Below are 20294 nucleotides of genomic sequence, written 5' to 3'. Positions count from 1 at the left end.
CAGTAACTTTTGCGACCTCGATAACATGAGCCTGCCATCCTCCACGTTTCGCCCGCTTTGACGTCTAAGCGGGCGGGGGTGGAGCTTTGGTATTATGGGAGAGATATGACCATGTTCTTAAGACAAGACACCCGTCCCGTCAAAGTCGGCAATCTGACCATTGGCGGAAGCAACGAAGTGATCATTCAGAGTATGTGTACGACGAAGACAGCTGACGTACAGGCTACCGTAGCTGAAATTCTGCGCTTGGAGGAGGCCGGCTGTCAGATTGTTCGGGTAACTGTCAACAATGAAGAGGCTGCCGCCGCCATCAAAGAGATCAAGAAGCAAATTCATATTCCTCTTGTTGCGGATATTCATTTTAACTACAAGCTCGCTCTGCTTGCCATTGAGAACGGCATCGACAAGGTACGGATCAATCCCGGAAATATCGGCCGTCGTGAGAAGGTAGAGGCAGTCGTTAAGGCTTGTAAGGAGAAGGGGATTCCGATTCGGATCGGAGTCAATGCTGGTTCCCTGGAGCAGCATTTGCTGGACAAATACGGCTACCCTACGCCTGATGCGATGGTGGAGAGTGCTCTCTTTCACATTAACATTCTGGAGGAGCTCGACTTCCACGATATTATCGTGTCTCTGAAGGCATCGGATGTGCCGATGGCGATTGAGGCGTACACGAAGGCTGCGAAAATCATTCCTTACCCGCTGCATTTGGGTATTACCGAAGCAGGAACACTGTTCACAGGGACTGTAAAAAGTGCAGCCGGGATGGGAGCTCTGCTCTCTGCAGGTATCGGCTCAACAATGCGTATCTCGCTCAGTGCTGATCCTGTCGAGGAGGTTAAGGTGGCTCGTGAGCTGCTGAAGACATTTGGGCTGATTACCAATGCAGCGACGCTCATCTCCTGTCCAACCTGCGGACGGCTGGATATTGACCTGTTCTCCATCGCCAACGAGGTTGAGGATTATATTGCCAAGCTGAAGGTGCCTATCAAGGTATCCGTGCTGGGCTGTGCGGTGAATGGACCTGGTGAAGCGAAGGAAGCGGATATCGGAATTGCCGGAGCACGCGGCGAGGGTCTGCTATTCCGTTACGGACAGATGATTCGCAAGGTTCCTGAGGCCGATATGGTAGACGAGTTGAAGAAAGAGATTGATATTATCGTCAAGGCCTATGAGGAGACCGGCGAGATTCCAGGACGTAAGGAACGGCACGGTCATCAAAAGCAAGAGGCTTGAGGATGGAGCGAGTGCTTGTGCTGGGCGTGGATTGTGAACTAATACATTGAATATATGCCGATTGGCTATAGATAAATGTGACTCTAACAGCTGTATACGTCGCTGTTCTTGAGTCACAACCGCATATGAGCGGGCTGCTAGGTTCAGTTGCAGCTTGTTATATTGAAGAAGCATGTGAGTAGCTCGCATGCTTCTTTGCTTTGTTACCATCTCTGTTATCATCTCTGTTGCCACTTCTATCTACTACCTCCGTTTTTGCTACGTCATTTACCTTTGACATATCCCCCTATTTTCTCTGTCTGTAACTTCTTTTGTGTGTATCGTTTAGAGGTCGATGAAAAGGAAATAATGGTTGTCATAGACGATCCCTGCAGACAGGGAGTAAAACGGAGGAATGACAAATGGATTTCACAATGATTATCATGCTCGTGCAGTTGTTCTTTGGAATTGTAATCGGATTGTACTTTTGGAATTTGCTTCGCAGCCAGAAGACCAATCGGGGCGCTGTGGATCGAGAATCACGTAAGGAATTGGATAAGCTAAGAAAGCTGCGTTCCATCTCATTGACCAAGCCTTTGGCTGAACGTACTCGCCCTGCGGCTATTCAAGATATTGTGGGACAGAAGGATGGGCTACGTGCGCTCAAGGCAGCACTATGCAGCGCGAATCCTCAGCATGTCATTATTTATGGACCTCCTGGAGTAGGTAAGACAGCCGCCGCTCGTGTTGTCTTGGAGGAAGCGAAGAAGAATCCGTCCTCTCCATTTCGGGCAGATGCAAAGTTCACTGAAATTGATGCAACGACGGCGAGATTTGATGAACGCGGAATTGCTGATCCACTCATTGGCTCTGTTCATGACCCCATTTATCAAGGAGCTGGCGCGATGGGAGTGGCTGGAATTCCCCAGCCGAAGCCGGGTGCGGTTACGAAGGCCCATGGCGGCATATTGTTCATAGATGAGATTGGAGAGCTGCACCCAACCCAGATGAACAAATTGTTGAAAGTGCTGGAAGATCGTAAAGTATTTTTGGAGAGTGCATATTATAATTCTGAAGATACGCATACACCTGCGTACATTCATGATATTTTCCAGAATGGCTTACCAGCGGATTTTCGTATGGTCGGGGCAACGACACGTTCTCCACACGAGCTCCCGCCAGCGCTTCGCTCCCGCTGCATGGAGATTTACTTTCGCTCGCTGCTGCCGGAGGAGATCGGGCGGATCGCGGAGGACGCTGTATCCAAGCTGAGCTTCGAGCCTTGTCCTGAAGCCGTGAAGGTGGTACAACGTTATGCCACGAACGGAAGAGAAGCGGTGAACATGATTCAATTGGCTGCTGGGATCGCACTGACAGAGCAACGCAATACGCTGCATCCAGATGATCTGGAATGGGTCGCTGGCAGCAGTCAGATCCAGCCACGTCCCGACCGGAAGGTGCCTTCCCGTCCACAGGTAGGCTTTGTGAATGGACTTGCGGTCTATGGACCGAATCTAGGTATGCTGCTGGAGATTGAGGTTACGGCCGTTCCTGTGCCCAGAGGACAGGGGAACTATAATATTACTGGTGTAGTGGATGAAGAAGAGATCGGGGGCGGCTCACGAACGCTGCGACGCAAGAGTATGGCTAAAGGCTCTGTGGAAAACGTACTCACAGTATTGCGGACCTGTGGGCTACGGCCTGAGGATTATGAGCTGCACATCAATTTCCCGGGTGGAACACCAATTGATGGACCATCAGCTGGCATTGCCATGGCTACGGCCATCACATCTGCCATTCGGAATATTCCGATTGATCATGAGCTGGCCATGACTGGAGAGGTCAGTATCCATGGCAGAATCAAGCCGATAGGCGGAGTGCTGGCGAAGATTGAAGCAGCCGTGCAAGCTGGCGCCAAGCGTGTCATCATTCCACTGGATAATTGGCAGAGCTCCTTTGATAAGCTAGCGGATTTACAGGTTATTCCCGTGCAGTCCGTAGATGAAGCCTTCGGACATATTTTCGGGGAAGCATGGAATCCAGAGCAGGAAGCAACAGCGCCAATGGAGAATTTTTTGCCAGCAAGAACGAGCTTTTTACAGGCAGAAGGGCCGCAGGGAAGCAGCATGTGAGTTCCTATTTGGCATAGATGGGTGCCTCTCATTGGTTTTTCCATGAAACATTTGTTAAAATAGCAATAATGACAACCTGGGCATCTTGTATGTGAGGTATTTCGGCTTATCGATATAGGCCTGAGGGTACATGATGCTGAACCTGAGAACCATTGGAGGTGCGAAAGCGATGGGACCAAGTAAAACTAAAGGCCGTCGTTTTCCTTTACTGCCTTTAAGAGGACTTCTTGTCTACCCGAGTATGGTTCTGCATCTCGATGTGGGCCGGGAAAAATCGGTCAAGGCTTTGGAAAAAGCGATGGTAGAGAATAATTTGATCCTGCTGTGTTCTCAATCTGATGTTAATATTGAAGAACCTACGCAGGATGATATTTTCAAGATTGGTACAGTGGCCAAAGTACGTCAGATGCTCAAGCTTCCGAATGGCACCATTCGTGTTCTTGTAGAGGGGCTGGAGCGTGCGGAGATTATCCAGTACTTGGAGAATGACGAGTATTACGAGGTGATGGCAAAAGAACTGCCTGAGCCTGACGTGACTCATCTGGAGATTGATGCTCTGATGCGCACGGTGCTGAACCAATTTGAGAACTATATCAATTTATCGAAGAAGGTCACCCCGGAGACGCTGGCGGCTGTCTCTGATATCGAGGAGCCTGGCAGACTGGCTGATGTCATTACCAGTCACTTGGCACTCAAAATAAAAGACAAGCAGGAAATTCTGGAGACGATCGATGTTGCAGAACGGCTCGAAAAGCTGCTTGATATTCTGAACAACGAACGTGAAGTGCTGGAGCTGGAGCGCAAAATCAACCAGCGTGTGAAGAAGCAGATGGAGAAAACGCAAAAAGAGTACTATCTCCGTGAGCAGATGAAAGCGATCCAGAAGGAACTGGGTGATAAGGAAGGCCGTGCCGGTGAGGTAGAGGAGCTGCGCGCACAGATGGCGGAGCAAGAGCTACCTGACAAGGTAAAAGAGAAGCTGGAGAAGGAAATCGAGCGACTGGAGAAAATGCCTACCAGCTCTGCTGAAGGCGGGGTCATTCGCAACTATGTGGATTGGCTGCTCAGTCTGCCATGGAGCAAGACGACAGATGATGATCTGGACATGGCGCGTGCAGAAGAAGTGCTCGATGAAGATCATTATGGTCTGGAGAAGCCGAAGGAGCGTGTGCTGGAATACTTGGCTGTACGCAAGCTGGTGAAGACGATGAAGGGTCCGATTCTATGTCTCGTTGGGCCGCCAGGGGTCGGGAAGACATCACTTGCTCGCTCGATTGCCAAAGCACTTGGCAGAGAATTCGTGCGAATTTCCTTGGGCGGTGTGCGTGATGAAGCCGAGATTCGTGGGCATCGGCGTACGTATGTCGGTGCGATGCCTGGTCGGGTCATTCAGGGTATGAAGTCAGCCGGTACCATGAATCCTGTCTTTCTGCTTGATGAGATTGACAAAATGGCTTCGGACTTCCGTGGTGATCCGGCCTCCGCTCTGCTGGAGGTGCTGGACCCGGAGCAAAACAATACGTTTAGCGATCATTTTGTAGAGCTGCCGTTCGATCTGTCGAATGTGATGTTCGTGACAACGGCTAATGCACTTCATAATATTCCGCGCCCATTGCTGGACCGGATGGAGATACTGAGCATTCCGGGCTATACGGAACTGGAGAAGCTTCAGATTGCAACTCGTTATCTGGTACCCAAGCAGAAACGGGAGCATGGACTTGAGGATCAGCAGCTAATCATTGAAGAAGACACACTGCTTACCGTCATTCGTGAGTATACACGGGAGTCCGGCGTCCGTAATCTGGAGCAGCAGATTGCTTCTCTGTGTCGGAAGGCTGCGAAGACTATTGTTTCCACGTCTGAGGAGCAAGCGATTCATATCCAGCCTGATGATGTAAAGGATTATCTTGGTATACCCAAATTCAGATATGGCATGGCTGAGCTTGAGGATCAGGTTGGGACAGTCACTGGGCTTGCCTGGACGGAGGTTGGTGGCGAGACTCTCACGATTGAGGTGACGGTAGTGCCTGGCTCTGGCAAGCTGATCCTCACGGGCAAGCTGGGAGATGTGATGAAGGAATCAGCACAGGCTGCCTTCAGCTACACGCGCTCCAAAGCCTCGGAGCTTGGCATTGAGACGGATTTTTATGAGAAGAACGATATTCACATCCATATCCCTGAGGGGGCCATACCGAAGGATGGTCCATCGGCTGGTATTACAATTGCTACAGCGCTTGTATCTGCCCTAACCAATCGCCATGTCTCCAAGACGGTTGCCATGACTGGGGAGATTACACTGCGCGGGCGTGTACTGCCCATCGGGGGATTGAAAGAGAAATCACTAGCCGCCCATCGAGCGGGGTACAAGAAAATATTGCTGCCTAAGGATAATGAACGGGATCTGAAAGACATCCCTGATAGTATCAAGGATGATGTGGAGTTCATTCCTGTGGCTCACATGGATCAAGTGCTGCAGCATGCGCTTGTCGAGCAGGCGAGCGTGCATTAGAGAGGACACATATCACATGAAAGTAACCAAATCGGAATTCGTGATCAGTGCAGTACGCCCTGATCAATATCCTGAGGACGCCCTGCCTGAGGTTGCTCTGGCCGGGCGCTCCAATGTCGGGAAATCATCGCTCATTAACCGCATGATCAACCGCAAGAATCTGGCTCGGACCAGCTCAACACCGGGGAAGACTCAACAGCTGAATTATTACCGCATTAATGATGAATTATATTTTGTGGATTTTCCAGGCTATGGATTTGCGAAGGTCTCCAAGTCGCTTCGCCAAGCATTCGGCAATATGATCGAGACCTATCTGATGCAACGGGAGCCACTCAAGCTGGTTCTGCAGATGGTAGATCTTCGTCACCCACCATCCAAGGATGATCGACTGATGAATGAATGGCTTATGCATTATGACCTGCCATTGTGTGTAGTAGGAACGAAGGCAGACAAAATTCCGAAGACCCGTCGTGACAAGCACATCAAGATGATCAAGCAGGAGCTAGGAATCGGCCCTGGAGGGTTGTTCATCCCATTTTCGTCGGAAGAGGGCCTGGGAAGAGATGAGCTATGGTCTGTGATCTCGCAGTATACAGGAGTTGGACAGGAGACAACAGCCACGGATGAGTCTGAGAACGAGACAGAGCGTGATTAGTCTTACCGATGAGGAAGTGCGTGGAAGGTCTGAGCAATAGGATGTAGCAACTATACAATATGATTATAGATATTTATGATATAAGGTTTACATCATGAGCATCCCGAAAGGGGTGCTTTTTTGTATGATGATTTGGTTAGGTATAACATAAGTGGACACAGATTACACTAAAGGTGTCTTCGTTTCTTCATAAACTTTTCATAAAAATCGCCTGGAGCTATCGAGGTTCTGTGATATACTTAACATAGTTGAAAGAACGTATGTGATTTTATTTACTACAGTAAGGCAGGTGGACGATTCATGCACATCCTCGCAGTGGGATTAAACTATAGAACAGCTCCTGTGGAGGTCAGAGAACGATTTACCTTCGCTGAGCAGGATTTGCCAGCAGCACTGGAGAAGCTAAAACTCACGAAGAGTGTGCTTGAGGGTGTTATTGTAGCTACCTGCAATCGTACGGAAATCTATGTGGTGGTAGATCGGCTGCATATGTGCGGGTATTTTATTCGCAGCTTTATGGAGCAATGGTTCGGTATCCCTCGGGATCAATTTACACAGCATTTGTATATATACGAAGACGAACAAGCCATCCGTCATCTGTTCCGTGTAACCTGTGGGCTGGATTCCATGGTGCTTGGGGAGACACAGATTCTCGGTCAGGTGAAGCATGCGTTCCTTGCTGCTCAGGAGCGGAAGGCAACGGCGACCTGGTTCAATATGCTGTTCAAGCAGGCTGTGACGCTTGGCAAAAGAGCGCATTCGGAGACGTCTATTGGCGAGAGTGCAGTGTCTGTCAGCTATGCAGCTGTAGAGCTTGGCAAGCGGATTTTTGGCACATTTAAGGATAAGAAGGTTATGATTCTGGGTGCTGGCAAGATGAGTGAGCTGACAGTGAAGCATCTGTACGCAGGCGGGGCAGCAGAGGTGATTGTTGCTAACAGGACACTGGCACGCGCTGAAGAGCTGGCATCTAAGTTTCAGGGCACACCTGTTACGATGGATCAAGCACTCCAGCGTCTGCATGAGGTGGATATCGTCATTAGCTCGACAGGAGCCAAGGAATATGTACTGGACACCAGAAGCGTACGAGAGCAGATGAAGCAGCGACAGTCGCGGCCACTATTCATGATTGATATTGCGGTCCCACGGGATATTGATCCTGCTGCCGGCGATATCCATAACGTGTTCCTGTATGATATTGATGATCTGGAAGGCATCGTGGAGAGTAATCTCGAAATGCGTCGAACAGAAGCAGCCAAGATTGAAGTGATGATGGAATCAGAGATGGAGCAATTCTATCAATGGCTTAAGACCATGGGTGTTCGTCCGGTCATTCGTGCATTGCAGGAGAAATCTGCTTCTGTGCATGAAGAGACTCTGCAGAGCCTCTTCAATCGTCTGCCTGATCTGGATGAGCATGAACGTACTGTCATTCGCAAGCTGACCAAGAGTATGATGAATCAGATGCTGCATGACCCGATTAATCGGATCAAGGAGCTGGCTGTTGAGAAGCAGGGGAATGAATCACTGGAGATGTTCAGCCAGATATTTGCACTGGAGGATCGCTTGGACGATGCAGCAGCGAAGGTGGAACATAGTCATGCGTTGGCTATGAGGATGAAAGGGACAGCCCAGAAAGAAAAGCAAGCCAGCGCGTCCGAATCTGCATCGGCTTCATACGCGCCGGTCGGTCTATAGGCAGGTGATGCATATTGTCACCGGGTAATGGAATTTATGATGCCATGATGTACACATATGCCCTGAGCCTACTGTTTGTGTTCTCGGATTGCATTCGTCGTAATGCGACGGCCAAGCGGACGGGCACAGGGCTTCTTGTTGCTGTTCTGATCCTGCAGCTGGCCTATCTGGGAGTCAGGACATGGACTGACGAGCATCTCCCTTTTTTGATAACGTATGACTTTTTGTTTCTGGTCTCATGCTTGCTCGTGGCGCTTTCCTTAGTCATGTCGCGATTTCAGCGCTCAGAGATGGTTGTACTGCTGCTGAATTTGATCGGGTGTACAATCGTTGTCCTGAATAAGCTCTGGTTCCGACCTGTGGATGATCCCTTGAGCACATGGCAGACCGTACATGGCTTTTTGATTTTGCATATTGTATTGGCTAACCTGAGCTTTGCTGCACTGACCGTCGGTGCTGTATTTGCGGCTCTGTACTTATTCTTGCATCGTAATCTCAAGGGCAAACGGTGGAGTGACACTCTGCGGCGCTTACCGAGTCTGGAGGTGCTCGATCGCTACACACATACCTCATTGCTGATCGGAACGCCTTTGCTGATGGTATCTGTGTTCGTTGCCGTGATCTCGATTGTCGCTGAAGGTCGCTGGTTTCTGCTGCTGGATTCGAAAGTAATAGCAACAACTGCGGCTATGTGTTTGTACATTATTTTTTTACTTGTCAGGCGCTTCAAGAGTCCTTCGGGTGTCATTAATGCGCGTCTGGCTCTGATCGGGTACGGGTTCATGATTTTGAATTTTGTGGTGAATTCCTGGTCAGCATTTCACCAATGGACAGGGGAGTAGAGGGATGTCACACATGATTCCTGTGATGCTGAATGCCAAGGGACAAACTTGTTATATTATCGGTGGGGGAAAAGTGGCCGAACGCAAAGCAGCCGGACTGGCAGACAGCGGAGCCTCCCTTGTCCTCATTAGCCCCACGCTTACGCCAGGTCTTCAAGCCATGGCCGAACAGAAGCAGCTCCGCTGGATCGCCCGAGCATATGCCGCCGGTGATTTACAGGGAGCATTTCTTGTATTTGCAGCCACAAATAGACCTGAAGTGAATGAGGCAGTAATGCGCGAAGCCCATCAGATGGGTATACTGGTGAATAGAAGTGATGATGCGACTGAGAGTACATTTATTAGCCCTAGCGTGCTACGTAGAGGAAGGCTTACGGTGAGCGTCTCTACGGATGGTGCTGGACCAGCGGTGTCAAGGAGGATCATGGCCCGGCTCGCAGAGCTATGGGGCCCTGAATACGAGGAATATTTGGATTTCATGGCCCAAGTGAGGCAGCGTGTCAAGGAAACCATTCCTGATTCAGACACACGGGCCAAGGTGCTGCGAGGGCTGGCAGCGCTCGAATTACCGGAGCCATCGGGCTCTGTTGAGTGGAAAGCTGCAGCAGAACAGGTGGAACGCTGGATTGCCCAGCAGCTTGAGGGCTGACATGCGAAATATTGGAGGACTGACATGAGAACGATTATTGTAGGAAGCAGACAAAGTGCGCTTGCCTTGACCCAGACAGGCTTTGTAATCGAGGATCTCAAGAAGCTGTGTACGCAGCATGGAATCGCCATGAACTTTGAAGTGCGCAAGATTGTGACCAAAGGAGATCGAATTCTGGATGTTACACTGTCCAAGGTTGGTGGTAAAGGTCTGTTCGTGAAGGAAATTGAGCAAGCATTGCTGGCTGGGGATATAGATATGGCCGTGCATAGCATGAAGGATATGCCTTCCGAGCTTCCTGAGCGCTTGGTGAATGGGGCAGTGCCAAAGCGTTTTGACCCCAGGGACTGTCTGATTTCTCGTACGGGAGGAGACCTGGACAGCCTTCCTGTGGGAGCTAAGGTAGGTACGAGTAGCTTGAGGCGTTCCAGTCAATTGCAGGCAATGCGGCCTGATCTCAAGCTTGAACCTGTACGTGGCAATATCGACTCCCGCTTGAAGAAGCTGGAGACGGAGGGCTTCGACGCAATTATCCTGGCAGTAGCTGGCTTGCAGCGCATGGGCTGGGAAGACCGGATTAGTGCGTATTTACCTGAGAAGATATGTCTGCCTGCGGTCGGGCAAGGGGCACTTGGAATCGAATGCAGGGAAGATGATGAGGAGCTATTGGCACTGCTTGCGTTGTATAATGATCAGGATACTGCGCTGACGGTAGCGGCTGAACGACGCTTTCTCAGCGAGCTGAACGGAGGCTGTCAGGTCCCGATTGGTGCTCATGCAACCCTGTCAGCGGAAGGAGTTATTGAGTTGACAGGAATGGTCGGCTCTCCAGATGGACAGATCATTCTGAAGGAGACACTTTCCGGCAACGACGCACAGGAACTAGGGACACGTCTGGCGAACAATCTGAAGAAGCAAGGTGCAGAAGAGATATTGGCAGAGGTTAGGGGCTGAAGGTTATGACGGGAAAGGTATATTTGGTTGGAGCAGGACCAGGTGATGCGCGGTTGATTACAGTAAAGGGCTGGCAATGCATTCAGAAAGGCGATGTGGTCGTCTATGACAGACTAGCGAGCCCTCGCTTGCTGAATCTGATGAAGCCGGGTGCACAAAAGATCTATGTAGGCAAGCTGCCTGATCGTCATACAATGAAGCAGGAGGAGATCAATCAGTTGCTGGTTGATCTTGCTTTGGAGGGAAAGACTGTAGTTCGTCTGAAGGGTGGCGACCCAACGATCTTCGGAAGAGTGGGAGAGGAGGCAGGTCTTCTCCGCAAGCATTCCATTCCATATGAGATCATTCCAGGCATTACGTCTGCCATCAGCGTGCCTGCATATGCAGGTATTCCAGTAACACATCGGGATCTGGCGTCATCGTTATCCATCATTACTGGACATGAGAGCCCTGACAAGCTGGATCGAAGTATTCATTGGGACAAAGTTACGAATGCTACGGGTACATTAATCTTCCTCATGGGAGTTGCCAAAATTGGATATATCAGCGAGCAGCTCATTCGTCATGGCCGTTCTCCCGAGACACCTGTAGCACTGGTTCGCTGGGGGACACGTGCGGAGCAGGAGACGCTGGTCGGTACACTAGCTGATATTGAGCAGAAGGTGCAGGAGTCGAGCTTCAAGCCGCCAGCTGTCATTGTTGTCGGTGAAGTAGTCCGTCAGCGCGAGCAACTGAAGTGGGCTGAGTATATGCCTTTATTCGGGAAGCGTATCCTGGTTACGCGCACCCAAAAGCAGGCAAGCAACCTAGTACAGCAAATTGAGGATTTGGGCGGCGAGCCTTACGAATTCCCTGTCATTGAGACAGTCATGCCAGACGAGGCTGATGAACTGGAACAGATCAAGGAAGCCCTGACTCGATTGGAGACATATGACTGGGTATTTTTCACGAGTGTGAACGGAGTCGAGTTCTTCTTCACCCATCTGGACCAGCTAGGACTGGATGTGCGGGCTCTTTACAAGGCAAGGATTGGCGCTGTTGGGCCGGCTACTTATGCTGCCCTACGCAGCAGGGGGATTGCGGCCGAACAGGTAGAGGGACCCTTTCAAGCGGAATCCTTCGTGGCTACCTTTGGCAAGAATATGCATGCAGGGCAACATGTGCTGCTGCCGCGAGGCGATCTTGCCCGCTCATGGCTTCCAGGCAAATTGCTTGAGATGGGGCTAGAGGTCACGGAAGCTGCGGTGTATAAAACCGTTCCAACCCATGTCCATGATGATGAACTAATCAAGCTCATAGAGGATGGAGCCATTCATGCGATTACACTAACCAGCTCATCGACTGTGACTCATCTGCTCGAGGCATTGCGGCGGATGGGTATGGACAACCCACAGGAGAAGCTGCGTGGGGTTACGCTGGCTGCGATTGGGCCGCTCACGGCGGAGACAGCAAAGCAGGCAGGCCTTGAGGTTGAACTGATGTCGGAGGAAGCGACCATCCCTAGCCTCGTCCAATGCTTATGTGATTGGAATGAACAAGCGGCAGCTTCGAGAGAACGGGAATTGTAGAAGGGACGCAATAGAAATAATAGGAGGTAGTACTTGATGATACAATCATTTGCGAGACATCGCCGTCTACGGCAGACGGCGGCACTGCGCAGCATGGTTCGTGAGACCTGGTTGAACCCTGCTGATTTTATACAGCCGATTTATGTCACTTATGGTGAGGGAGTGAAGCAGGAGATCAAGTCGATGCCGGGTGTATACCGCTTCTCACTTGATCAGCTGGGGCCAGAGTTACAAGAGATTCATAGTCTTGGCATTCCTGCGGTGCTGTTGTTCGGCATTCCGGATACCAAGGATGATGTCGGTTCATCTGCTTATGATGAGCATGGCATTGTACAAGAGGCGACGCGACTGATCAAAGCGCAGTATCCCGATCTGCTCGTCGTGGCTGATACCTGTCTATGCGAATTTACAGATCACGGACATTGCGGGATGGTACATACCTATGAGCAGGATGGTGTCCTGTGTGGCGATGTTCTTAATGATGAATCATTAGAGCTACTGATCAAAACGGCCGTATCCCAAGCGGAGGCTGGTGCAGACATTATTGCGCCATCGAACATGATGGATGGATTCGTACAGGCGATACGCCATGGCCTCGACGAGGCTGGCTTTACGCATATTCCGATTATGTCATACTCGGTGAAGTATGCCTCTGCCTTCTACGGACCGTTCCGAGAAGCAGCTGACTCAGCTCCGCAGTTCGGGGACCGCAAGTCCTATCAGATGGACCCAGCCAATGCTCGTGAAGCGCTGCGAGAGGCGGAGTCTGATGTGCTGGAGGGTGCTGATATGCTAATGGTCAAGCCTTCTTTGTCCTATCTCGATGTGATGCGGACGATTAAGGACCAGTTCGATCTGCCGCTGGTCGCTTACAACGTAAGTGGTGAGTATGCAATGGTGAAGGCAGCTGCCCTGCAGGGATGGATTGATGAGCGGGCGACCGTGCTGGAGATTCTCACCAGCATGAAGCGTGCCGGAGCGGATATGATTATTACGTATTCAGCTAAGGATGCAGCCAAATGGCTGGCGGATGGAGGCAAAAAATAAAATGAGCAAACCCTTTGGAAGACATGATGATGGAAAATCAGCAGCAGCCTTTGCTGAAGCCAAGCAGTATATTCCAGGTGGAGTGAACAGCCCTGTTCGCGCCTTCAAGTCCGTAGGGATTACCCCCATTTACGTGGAACGTGGTGAAGGGGCCTATGTATACGATATTGACGGCAATGCTTACATTGATTTTGTCGGCTCGTGGGGGCCTCTTATTATGGGACATGCACACCCAGAGGTTGTTAAGGCGTTGCATGATACCGCGATCAAGGGCACAAGCTTTGGTGCACCAACACTGCTGGAGACCGAGATGGCGCAGCTCGTCTGCGAACGGGTGCCTTCTGTTGATATTGTACGGATGGTTAACTCAGGCACCGAGGCTACCATGAGCGCTATTCGTCTGGCAAGAGGCTATACCGGACGTAGCAAAATTCTCAAATTCGAAGGCTCTTACCATGGTCATGCTGACAGCCTGTTGATCAAGGCAGGCTCCGGGGTAGCTACGCTGGGACTGCCTGACAGCCCGGGCGTACCAGAAGGCGTAGCCAGCAATACGATCACGGTGCCTTATAATGACGAGGCTTCTGTGTCTCTGGTCTTTGAGAAATATGGTGAGGATATCGCAGCCGTCATTGTTGAGCCCGTAGCGGGAAATATGGGAGTTGTTCCTCCGCTGCCTGGATTCCTGGAGAGCTTGCGCCGATTGACTGAGCAATATGGCAGTCTGCTTATTTTCGATGAGGTTATGACAGGGTTCCGTGTTGGCTATCATTCAGCTCAAGGGCGTTTTGGCATTACCCCGGATCTGACGTGTCTTGGCAAAGTCATTGGTGGCGGTCTTCCGGTCGGTGCCTATGGTGGACGAAGAGAGATTATGGAGCAGATGGCACCAGCTGGCCCGATCTATCAGGCAGGAACATTGAGTGGCAATCCACTGGCTATGGCAGCAGGCTACACCACACTGAGTCTACTCACGCCAGAGATCTATGACCAATTGGAGGAGCGGGCGGCTAGACTACAGGAGGGCTTCGAACGTAATGCGCGGGAGATCGGAATCCCTGTATCCATTAACCGTGTAGGCTCTATGGTGTGTCCGTTTTTTAACGACAAGCAGGTTACAAATTATGAAGTGGCACGTGCAAGCAATCCGGATCATTTCCGTCGCTACTTCGCGGAAATGGTGCGTGAGGGAGTCAGTGTAGCGCCTTCTCAGTTCGAGGGCATGTTCGTATCGGCAGCGCACACTATTCAGGATATTGATGCCACGATTGAAGCCAACTATAATGCGCTGAAACGTCTATGAGCTGGCGGAAGAGCTGGAAGCGACGCGGACCGTGGCTAGAGCTGACTCCTGGCAAGGAGGTCACTTCAAGTGAGGACAAGCACCTTGCCGCAGAGCGTTGGATACAGGGGCAGCTTGGCATGCCTGAGAAGCTATACCGTAGATTACAGCATGATAAGCTTATCCTGCTAGCCGGAGATCGGTTGCGGATACAGTTGTTCCCTGAGCTGGACTACGGTGTGGAGCCGAGGTGGCATGAACTGACAGTCCTGTACGAGGACGACTTTTGTCTGGTCGTGCACAAGCCTGCCGGCATGCCTGTACATCCGGATGGAGGAGCGGGAGACGGTCCTGTCACTCTGGATCATGCGGTGGCATCTTATTATGAGATGAACGGAATTCGGACACCTGTGCGGCATATCCACCGTCTGGATGTGGACACGACAGGTCCTGTGCTGTATGCAAAGAATGGCTTTGCTCAGCTCAAGCTGGACGAGCAGATGAGGAGCAAGGAAATCCACCGCCGCTATGTTGCTATGGGTCAGGGTAAGGTGCCGAAGGATCTGGTTCGGATTGATGAGCCGATCGGTAAGGATCGACACCATAAGCAGCGACGGCGCGTATCGACTACCGGTCAAGAGGCAGTTACCCTTGTGCAGACTGAGGAATATCTGCAAGGAGCTACTCTTGTACACCTGACTCTGGAGACAGGCAGGACCCATCAGATTCGCGTGCATATGAGTCATGTCGGCCATCCGCTGCTAGGTGATGTGTTATATGGAGGTCCGTCATTACAGATGCGGAGGCAGGCACTTCATGGTGAGGAGCTGACCTTCCAGCATCCAATCAGTCGACAGGAGATCCTCGTCCATGATCCTTGGCCATCGGACTTTCGAGAGTTGTATGAACGTTTGAAGCTATAGCAAATTACTAAATATGCAAATAGATCAGTGCTAGACTTCCCCAATTAACAAGTTAAGCAGGAAGGACTTCGTCCGAGACCGCTTGTCAGGGGAAGTGTGGCACTGTTTTTTTGTTAAGAAGAGAGCTACAACGTATACAGCATTGGGCTGATCACGAGGGTTCTTTTTGCAAAAGATGGCATGCTCTTCTTTCTGGTGCATATACATGAACCGAACGAACAATGGTTGGATTAAGGACTATCCGCACAGGCAACGAACATGCGGAAGCTCCCGAAAGGAGGATGCTATCCATGCAAGATAGGCCCTATGGCTTGCGTTTTGATATCTATGAACGTATCCATCTGACGGAGGAAGCTGCGGGCATAGTAGAGTTAGAGGAGATTGAGCTACTGCCGCGGATTCAGGTTGTTGAGCAGGAGGATCAGGCGGCGTTACGCGGACATTTGCTGCTTGAAGGGGTATATCGGGGAGAGGAAAATGAGCTTCAGAGCCTTACTCATCTCATCCCTGTGGAAATTACGATTCCTATGAACCGGGTCAGCAGTGTAGAGGACATCTCGGTAGAAATTGAAAATTTCGATGTGGATTTGTTGTCTTTGCGAAGTCTGAATATTACCGGGGTGTTGTCACTCCATGGGGTGGAAGGGATAGAGCCAGCCGACTCTTCTGTCTGGGCCGAGGACGAATTTACGGTTGTGCATACACCGCAGCCTCCCACAAATCTTGTGCAGCAGCGAGAGGAAGTACAGGAGCAACAGAGTGAGCCGGACTCTGCTTTTGTGGCATCATCAACGACTGCTCCAGAGCAATGGAGTCCTCATTTTGGCGATTCCGCTGCACATAGCTCTTCTTCGTCAGATAAACCGGCTGCTGAACAGTCATCGAATAAGCCACAGGTCTGGCAGTTCGAGAGTGCCTCCCATGCGAGAGAAGAAATTCGTGAGCCTGACAGGCCATCTGGTACATCCCAAGCGAACACGGATGCTGACCATTCGCCATGGAATGAAGAACGGGAGCAACAGGTGGATGTAGATGAGCGTGATCCTTCCTCCGATATTCAGATAGAAGACTCCGATGCTGCGGTATCCGCTCTGTCTGAATCCGAACTACAGAACGAGCAAGAAGAAGTGACTGCAGCTGTGGATTCATCCTCAGAGGACAAGAAGGAAATGAAGGTGGCCTTCGGCAGCAAAAAGGATGTTCTGGTTACCGAACTGGAGTCTGTTCCGTTCTCTACATTGCTACCAACCTCACGGGTATCCAAGGAGCCGCCTGCTAATGAAGCAACGGAGGCAGAAGCACATGCTGAGCAGGAGCCAGAGGATTTCAAAGCAGCAGGTGGCCGGTGGAATTCCCTGTTCCAGCGCAGTGAAGAGGAGCAAGGAGCTTTCCGTAAGCTGAGGCTATGTATTGTGCAACGGGAGGAGACACTGGAGACCATTGCCGACCGCTATGAGCTAAGTGTACGTGAGCTGCAGCTATACAACAGGCTTACAGAGCATGGGGTGGAGGAAGGACAGGTATTGCTCATCCCATGATGTATGAACGGAGCGTGAGCTCGTAGCCTCTAAGCAACCTGTGTCTGATTTTTTGAATTATGCCATCTACTAGAGCTCTGAAAAGACAGCTATACTCCGTGTAAAAGGCAATGCGGGGCTTTGGATATTGACTAACAGCATTCAGCAAGTTATGATGTGGTATAGCAACTGGAGAGATGATGTGCTTGACATCACGCGCTTTGAATAGCGCAAGGTCATCTGCCAGCTATACAACAGACATTGAACGGGAAGAGTAGGCAGTGAGCCCTTCAGAGAGCGGAATTGTAGCGCTGTGAGGTTCCGCAGGATGCAGCTGGCCGAAGTCGCCCGGGAGTCGCTTGTTTGAACCCGCCGAGGCAAGATGCGAATTAGAACAAGCCGGGGACGGCCGTTATCCGTAGAGTGTCACAACCTTGTACCCCTATGGGTCAATTGCAGGGATGTGAAACAAAGGTGGTACCGCGAAAGAACAGCCTTTCGTCCTTTGAGGATGGAGGGCTTTTTTTATTTTCGTCCCCATATATGCATGGTATTGAATGCGGATTAGAGCACGGAAAACCAATTACGTTGGAGGGAATAGATATGTCAGAGCAAGAGCACCAAGCAACAACCGAGATGCCGACAACCTATGATCCGAAATCGGCGGAGCAAAAGTGGTATAAGTACTGGATGGATGGAGGATATTTTCGTGCAGGACGTCTGCCAGAAGCAGAGCCGTTCTCGATCGTTATTCCGCCCCCGAATGTGACAGGAATGCTGCACATTGGTCATGCCCTTGATTTCACTTTACAGGATATTATTATTCGTACGAAGCGGATGCAGGGCTATGATGCACTGTGGCTGCCGGGAGCAGACCATGCAGGGATCGCTACACAGACCAAGGTAGAACAGCAGCTTCGCGCTGAAGGGCTGACCCGCTATGATCTGGGACGCGAGAAGTTTCTGGAGAAGGTATGGGAGTGGAAAGACCTTTACCTGAACAATATCCATAGACAATGGGAAAAAATGGGCTTCTCTTTGGATTACTCCCGTGAACGCTTTACGCTGGACGAGGGTCTATCCAAGGCCGTTCGTGAGGTGTTCGTCAAGCTCTATAATAAAGGTCTGATCTATCGCGGCAAGCGGATCATTAACTGGGACCCTGTGGCTCGTACAGCGCTGTCTGACATCGAGGTAGAATACAAGGAAGTGAATGGTCACCTGTATCATCTGCAATATCCGCTTAAGAATGGTAATGGGCATATTACGGTGGCAACGACACGTCCTGAGACGATGCTGGGAGATGTGGCCGTAGCCGTTCATCCAGAGGACGAGCGCTACAAGGATATGATCGGCGAGATGCTGGTCCTCCCTATTGTGGGCCGTGAGATCCCTGTCATTGCTGACGATTATGTAGATAAGGAATTTGGTAGTGGCGCAGTCAAGATTACGCCTGCCCATGACCCTAATGACTTCGAGATGGGGCAACGCCATCAGCTGCCACAGATCAATGTGATGAATGAAGATGGATCTATGAATGAAGAAGCTGGCAAATATCAAGGACTCGACCGTAGTGATTGCCGGAAGCAGATCGTCGCGGACTTGAAGGAACAGGGTGTGCTGATTCGCATTGAGGATCATGTGCATCAGGTAGGACATAGTGAGCGGACGAATGCTGTAATCGAGCCTTACTTGTCCACACAGTGGTTCGTGAAGATGAAGCCGCTCGCCGATGCTGCTATTGAAGCGCAAAAAGGCGGTAATGGTGTACAATTCGTACCGGATCGCTTCGAGAAAATCTATCTGCACTGGATTGAAAATATCAGAGACTGGTGTGTATCCCGACAGCTATGGTGGGGTCACCGAATTCCAGCCTGGTATGACGAGGAGACTGGCGAGATTATCGTCAGCGCCGAGGACCCTACGACGCTGCCAGAGTATGCGGGACGCAAGCTGAAGCAGGACGAGGATGTGCTCGACACTTGGTTCAGCTCAGGACTGTGGCCGTTTTCTACCATGGGGTGGCCTGATGAGACAGAAGACTTCAAGCGTTACTACCCGAATAATGTACTCGTAACAGGCTATGACATTATTTATTTCTGGGTAGCACGGATGATCTTCACCGCTTTGGAATTCACTGGACAAAGACCGTTTGCGGATGTATTGATTCATGGACTTGTTCGTGATGCTGAAGGACGCAAAATGTCTAAGTCACTTGGCAACGGGGTAGACCCACTGGAGGTCATTGAGAGCTATGGTGCGGATGCCATGCGCTACATGATCTCGACAGGCAGTACGCCTGGGCAGGACCTGCGCTTCCGCATTGAGAAGGTGGAGCAGGCTCGTAATTTTGCCAACAAGATCTGGAATGCTTCCCGCTTCGCTCTGATGAATCTGGAAGGCGTATCGTACGAGGATATTGATATTACGGGTGAACTCAGTACGGCAGATCGCTGGATCTTGCATAGACTGAACGAAACTTCACGTGATATTACGCGTCTAATAGATGCCTATGAATTCGGGGAGACTGGACGTCTTCTGTATAACTTCATATGGGATGATCTTTGTGACTGGTATATTGAATTCTCCAAGCTCACACTATATGGAGAGGATCCAGCAGCCAAGAAGAAGACACAATCCGTCCTTGCTTATGTACTGGATCGTACACTGCGCATGATTCATCCGTTCATGCCATTTATTTCCGAAGAAATCTGGCAGCATTTGCCTCATGAAGGGGAGACCATCACACTTGCCTCCTGGCCGGTATATGATGCTGCCCTGGAGAATGAAGCAGCGGTAGCCGAGATGAATCATCTGCGTGATGTGATTCGCTCGGTGCGAAATATCCGTGCTGAAGTGAATGTTCCGATGAGTAAGAAGATTGAGCTGCAGGTGAAGGCAGCAGATTCGCATATTCTGGATATTCTGAGCCGTAATGGAGAGTACATTCGTCGCTTCTGCAATACCTCCGATTTCTTGCATGGAATTGAGCTGAATGTACCAGACAAGGCGATGTCTGCAGTAGTAACCGGAGCAGAGCTCTATTTACCGCTAGCGGGTCTGCTCGATATCGGACAGGAGATTGCCCGACTGGAGAAGGAGCTTCAGCATCTGAACAACGAGGTGCTGCGTATTGACAAGAAGCTGTCTAATGAGGGCTTCGTGGCCAAGGCACCAGCGAAGGTTATTGAGGAGGAGCGTGCCAAGCATGCAGACTACTCTGATAAGCGGGATAAGGTGATTGCTCGTATCCAGGAGTTGAAGGATTAACACACGCTTGTTGATGAAATAACAACCATTTTG

The 20294-nt window shown here is 50.7% G+C and carries 14 protein-coding genes and 1 other annotated feature; all 14 genes read left to right on the top strand.

Features of this window, described 5'->3' with window-relative positions:
- Positions 1-111: 111 nt before the first annotated feature.
- The 14 genes from ispG (at position 112) to MKX74_RS21605 (ending at position 20261) form a co-directional block, all read left to right on the top strand.
- A complete protein-coding gene (gene ispG / locus MKX74_RS21670) occupies positions 112-1236 on the top strand; it encodes a flavodoxin-dependent (E)-4-hydroxy-3-methylbut-2-enyl-diphosphate synthase (RefSeq protein WP_018885434.1) in 1125 nt (374 codons plus the stop codon).
- 401 nt (positions 1237-1637) lie between these two features.
- Positions 1638-3347, top strand: a complete 1710-nt coding sequence (gene lonB / locus MKX74_RS21665) for an ATP-dependent protease LonB (RefSeq protein WP_025680825.1) — start codon at positions 1638-1640, stop codon at positions 3345-3347.
- A 169-nt stretch (positions 3348-3516) separates the two neighbouring features.
- A complete protein-coding gene (lon, locus tag MKX74_RS21660; protein ID WP_341179803.1) occupies positions 3517-5856 on the top strand; it encodes an endopeptidase La in 2340 nt (779 codons plus the stop codon).
- 16 nt (positions 5857-5872) lie between these two features.
- Positions 5873-6511 carry a ribosome biogenesis GTP-binding protein YihA/YsxC gene (yihA, locus tag MKX74_RS21655; RefSeq protein WP_025680827.1) on the top strand — a complete coding sequence of 213 codons (639 nt, stop codon included), beginning with the start codon at positions 5873-5875 and terminating at the stop codon, positions 6509-6511.
- A 300-nt stretch (positions 6512-6811) separates the two neighbouring features.
- Positions 6812-8209 carry a glutamyl-tRNA reductase gene (gene hemA / locus MKX74_RS21650; protein ID WP_018885430.1) on the top strand — a complete coding sequence of 466 codons (1398 nt, stop codon included), beginning with the start codon at positions 6812-6814 and terminating at the stop codon, positions 8207-8209.
- A gap of 14 nt (positions 8210-8223) precedes the next feature.
- The gene (gene ccsA / locus MKX74_RS21645) at positions 8224-9051 is read left to right on the top strand and encodes a cytochrome c biogenesis protein CcsA (protein WP_341179802.1); all 828 of its coding nucleotides are present in this window, start codon (positions 8224-8226) and stop codon (positions 9049-9051) included.
- A 4-nt stretch (positions 9052-9055) separates the two neighbouring features.
- Positions 9056-9700 carry a precorrin-2 dehydrogenase/sirohydrochlorin ferrochelatase family protein gene (locus MKX74_RS21640; protein WP_341179801.1) on the top strand — a complete coding sequence of 215 codons (645 nt, stop codon included), beginning with the start codon at positions 9056-9058 and terminating at the stop codon, positions 9698-9700.
- Positions 9701-9724: 24 nt separating this feature from the next.
- Complete coding sequence (gene hemC / locus MKX74_RS21635; protein ID WP_341179800.1) at positions 9725-10654, top strand: hydroxymethylbilane synthase; 930 nt, start codon at positions 9725-9727, stop codon at positions 10652-10654.
- A 5-nt stretch (positions 10655-10659) separates the two neighbouring features.
- Positions 10660-12222, top strand: a complete 1563-nt coding sequence (cobA, locus tag MKX74_RS21630; protein WP_341179799.1) for a uroporphyrinogen-III C-methyltransferase — start codon at positions 10660-10662, stop codon at positions 12220-12222.
- Between the two features lie 36 nt (positions 12223-12258).
- On the top strand, positions 12259-13269 hold the full coding sequence (gene hemB / locus MKX74_RS21625) for a porphobilinogen synthase (protein WP_018885425.1): 1011 nt from the start codon (positions 12259-12261) through the stop codon (positions 13267-13269).
- Position 13270: 1 nt separating this feature from the next.
- Positions 13271-14572: a glutamate-1-semialdehyde 2,1-aminomutase gene (gene hemL / locus MKX74_RS21620; RefSeq protein ID WP_341179798.1), complete on the top strand. Its 1302-nt coding sequence runs from the start codon at positions 13271-13273 to the stop codon at positions 14570-14572.
- Complete coding sequence (locus tag MKX74_RS21615) at positions 14569-15474, top strand: RluA family pseudouridine synthase (protein ID WP_341179797.1); 906 nt, start codon at positions 14569-14571, stop codon at positions 15472-15474. Before hemL ends, MKX74_RS21615 begins: the two co-directional genes overlap by 4 nt.
- 290 nt (positions 15475-15764) lie before the next feature.
- Positions 15765-17012 (top strand): LysM peptidoglycan-binding domain-containing protein, encoded by a 1248-nt coding sequence (locus tag MKX74_RS21610; RefSeq protein ID WP_341179796.1) that lies wholly within the window; start codon positions 15765-15767, stop codon positions 17010-17012.
- A 231-nt stretch (positions 17013-17243) separates the two neighbouring features.
- Positions 17244-17500, top strand: a binding site (T-box leader).
- Positions 17501-17594: 94 nt separating this feature from the next.
- Positions 17595-20261 (top strand): valine--tRNA ligase, encoded by a 2667-nt coding sequence (locus MKX74_RS21605; protein ID WP_018885421.1) that lies wholly within the window; start codon positions 17595-17597, stop codon positions 20259-20261.
- Positions 20262-20294: the final 33 nt, after the last annotated feature.

Source organism: Paenibacillus sp. FSL K6-1230 (assembly GCF_038002385.1).
GTDB lineage: Bacteria > Bacillota > Bacilli > Paenibacillales > Paenibacillaceae > Paenibacillus > Paenibacillus massiliensis.
The sequence above is the reverse complement of the archived record's forward strand: the minus strand, read 5'-3'. Positions and strand labels throughout refer to the sequence as shown.

Bases quoted from the DNA above. Each gene is read 5' to 3' on its own strand.
- ispG (WP_018885434.1), top strand. From the start codon at position 112: ATGTTCTTAAGACAAGACACCCGTCCCGTCAAAGTCGGCAATCTGACC.
- lonB (WP_025680825.1), top strand. From the start codon at position 1,638: ATGGATTTCACAATGATTATCATGCTCGTGCAGTTGTTCTTTGGAATT.
- lon (WP_341179803.1), top strand. From the start codon at position 3,517: ATGGGACCAAGTAAAACTAAAGGCCGTCGTTTTCCTTTACTGCCTTTA.
- yihA (WP_025680827.1), top strand. From the start codon at position 5,873: ATGAAAGTAACCAAATCGGAATTCGTGATCAGTGCAGTACGCCCTGAT.
- hemA (WP_018885430.1), top strand. From the start codon at position 6,812: ATGCACATCCTCGCAGTGGGATTAAACTATAGAACAGCTCCTGTGGAG.
- MKX74_RS21640 (WP_341179801.1), top strand. From the start codon at position 9,056: ATGTCACACATGATTCCTGTGATGCTGAATGCCAAGGGACAAACTTGT.
- hemC (WP_341179800.1), top strand. From the start codon at position 9,725: ATGAGAACGATTATTGTAGGAAGCAGACAAAGTGCGCTTGCCTTGACC.
- cobA (WP_341179799.1), top strand. From the start codon at position 10,660: ATGACGGGAAAGGTATATTTGGTTGGAGCAGGACCAGGTGATGCGCGG.
- hemB (WP_018885425.1), top strand. From the start codon at position 12,259: ATGATACAATCATTTGCGAGACATCGCCGTCTACGGCAGACGGCGGCA.
- hemL (WP_341179798.1), top strand. From the start codon at position 13,271: ATGAGCAAACCCTTTGGAAGACATGATGATGGAAAATCAGCAGCAGCC.
- MKX74_RS21615 (WP_341179797.1), top strand. From the start codon at position 14,569: ATGAGCTGGCGGAAGAGCTGGAAGCGACGCGGACCGTGGCTAGAGCTG.
- MKX74_RS21610 (WP_341179796.1), top strand. From the start codon at position 15,765: ATGCAAGATAGGCCCTATGGCTTGCGTTTTGATATCTATGAACGTATC.
- MKX74_RS21605 (WP_018885421.1), top strand. From the start codon at position 17,595: ATGTCAGAGCAAGAGCACCAAGCAACAACCGAGATGCCGACAACCTAT.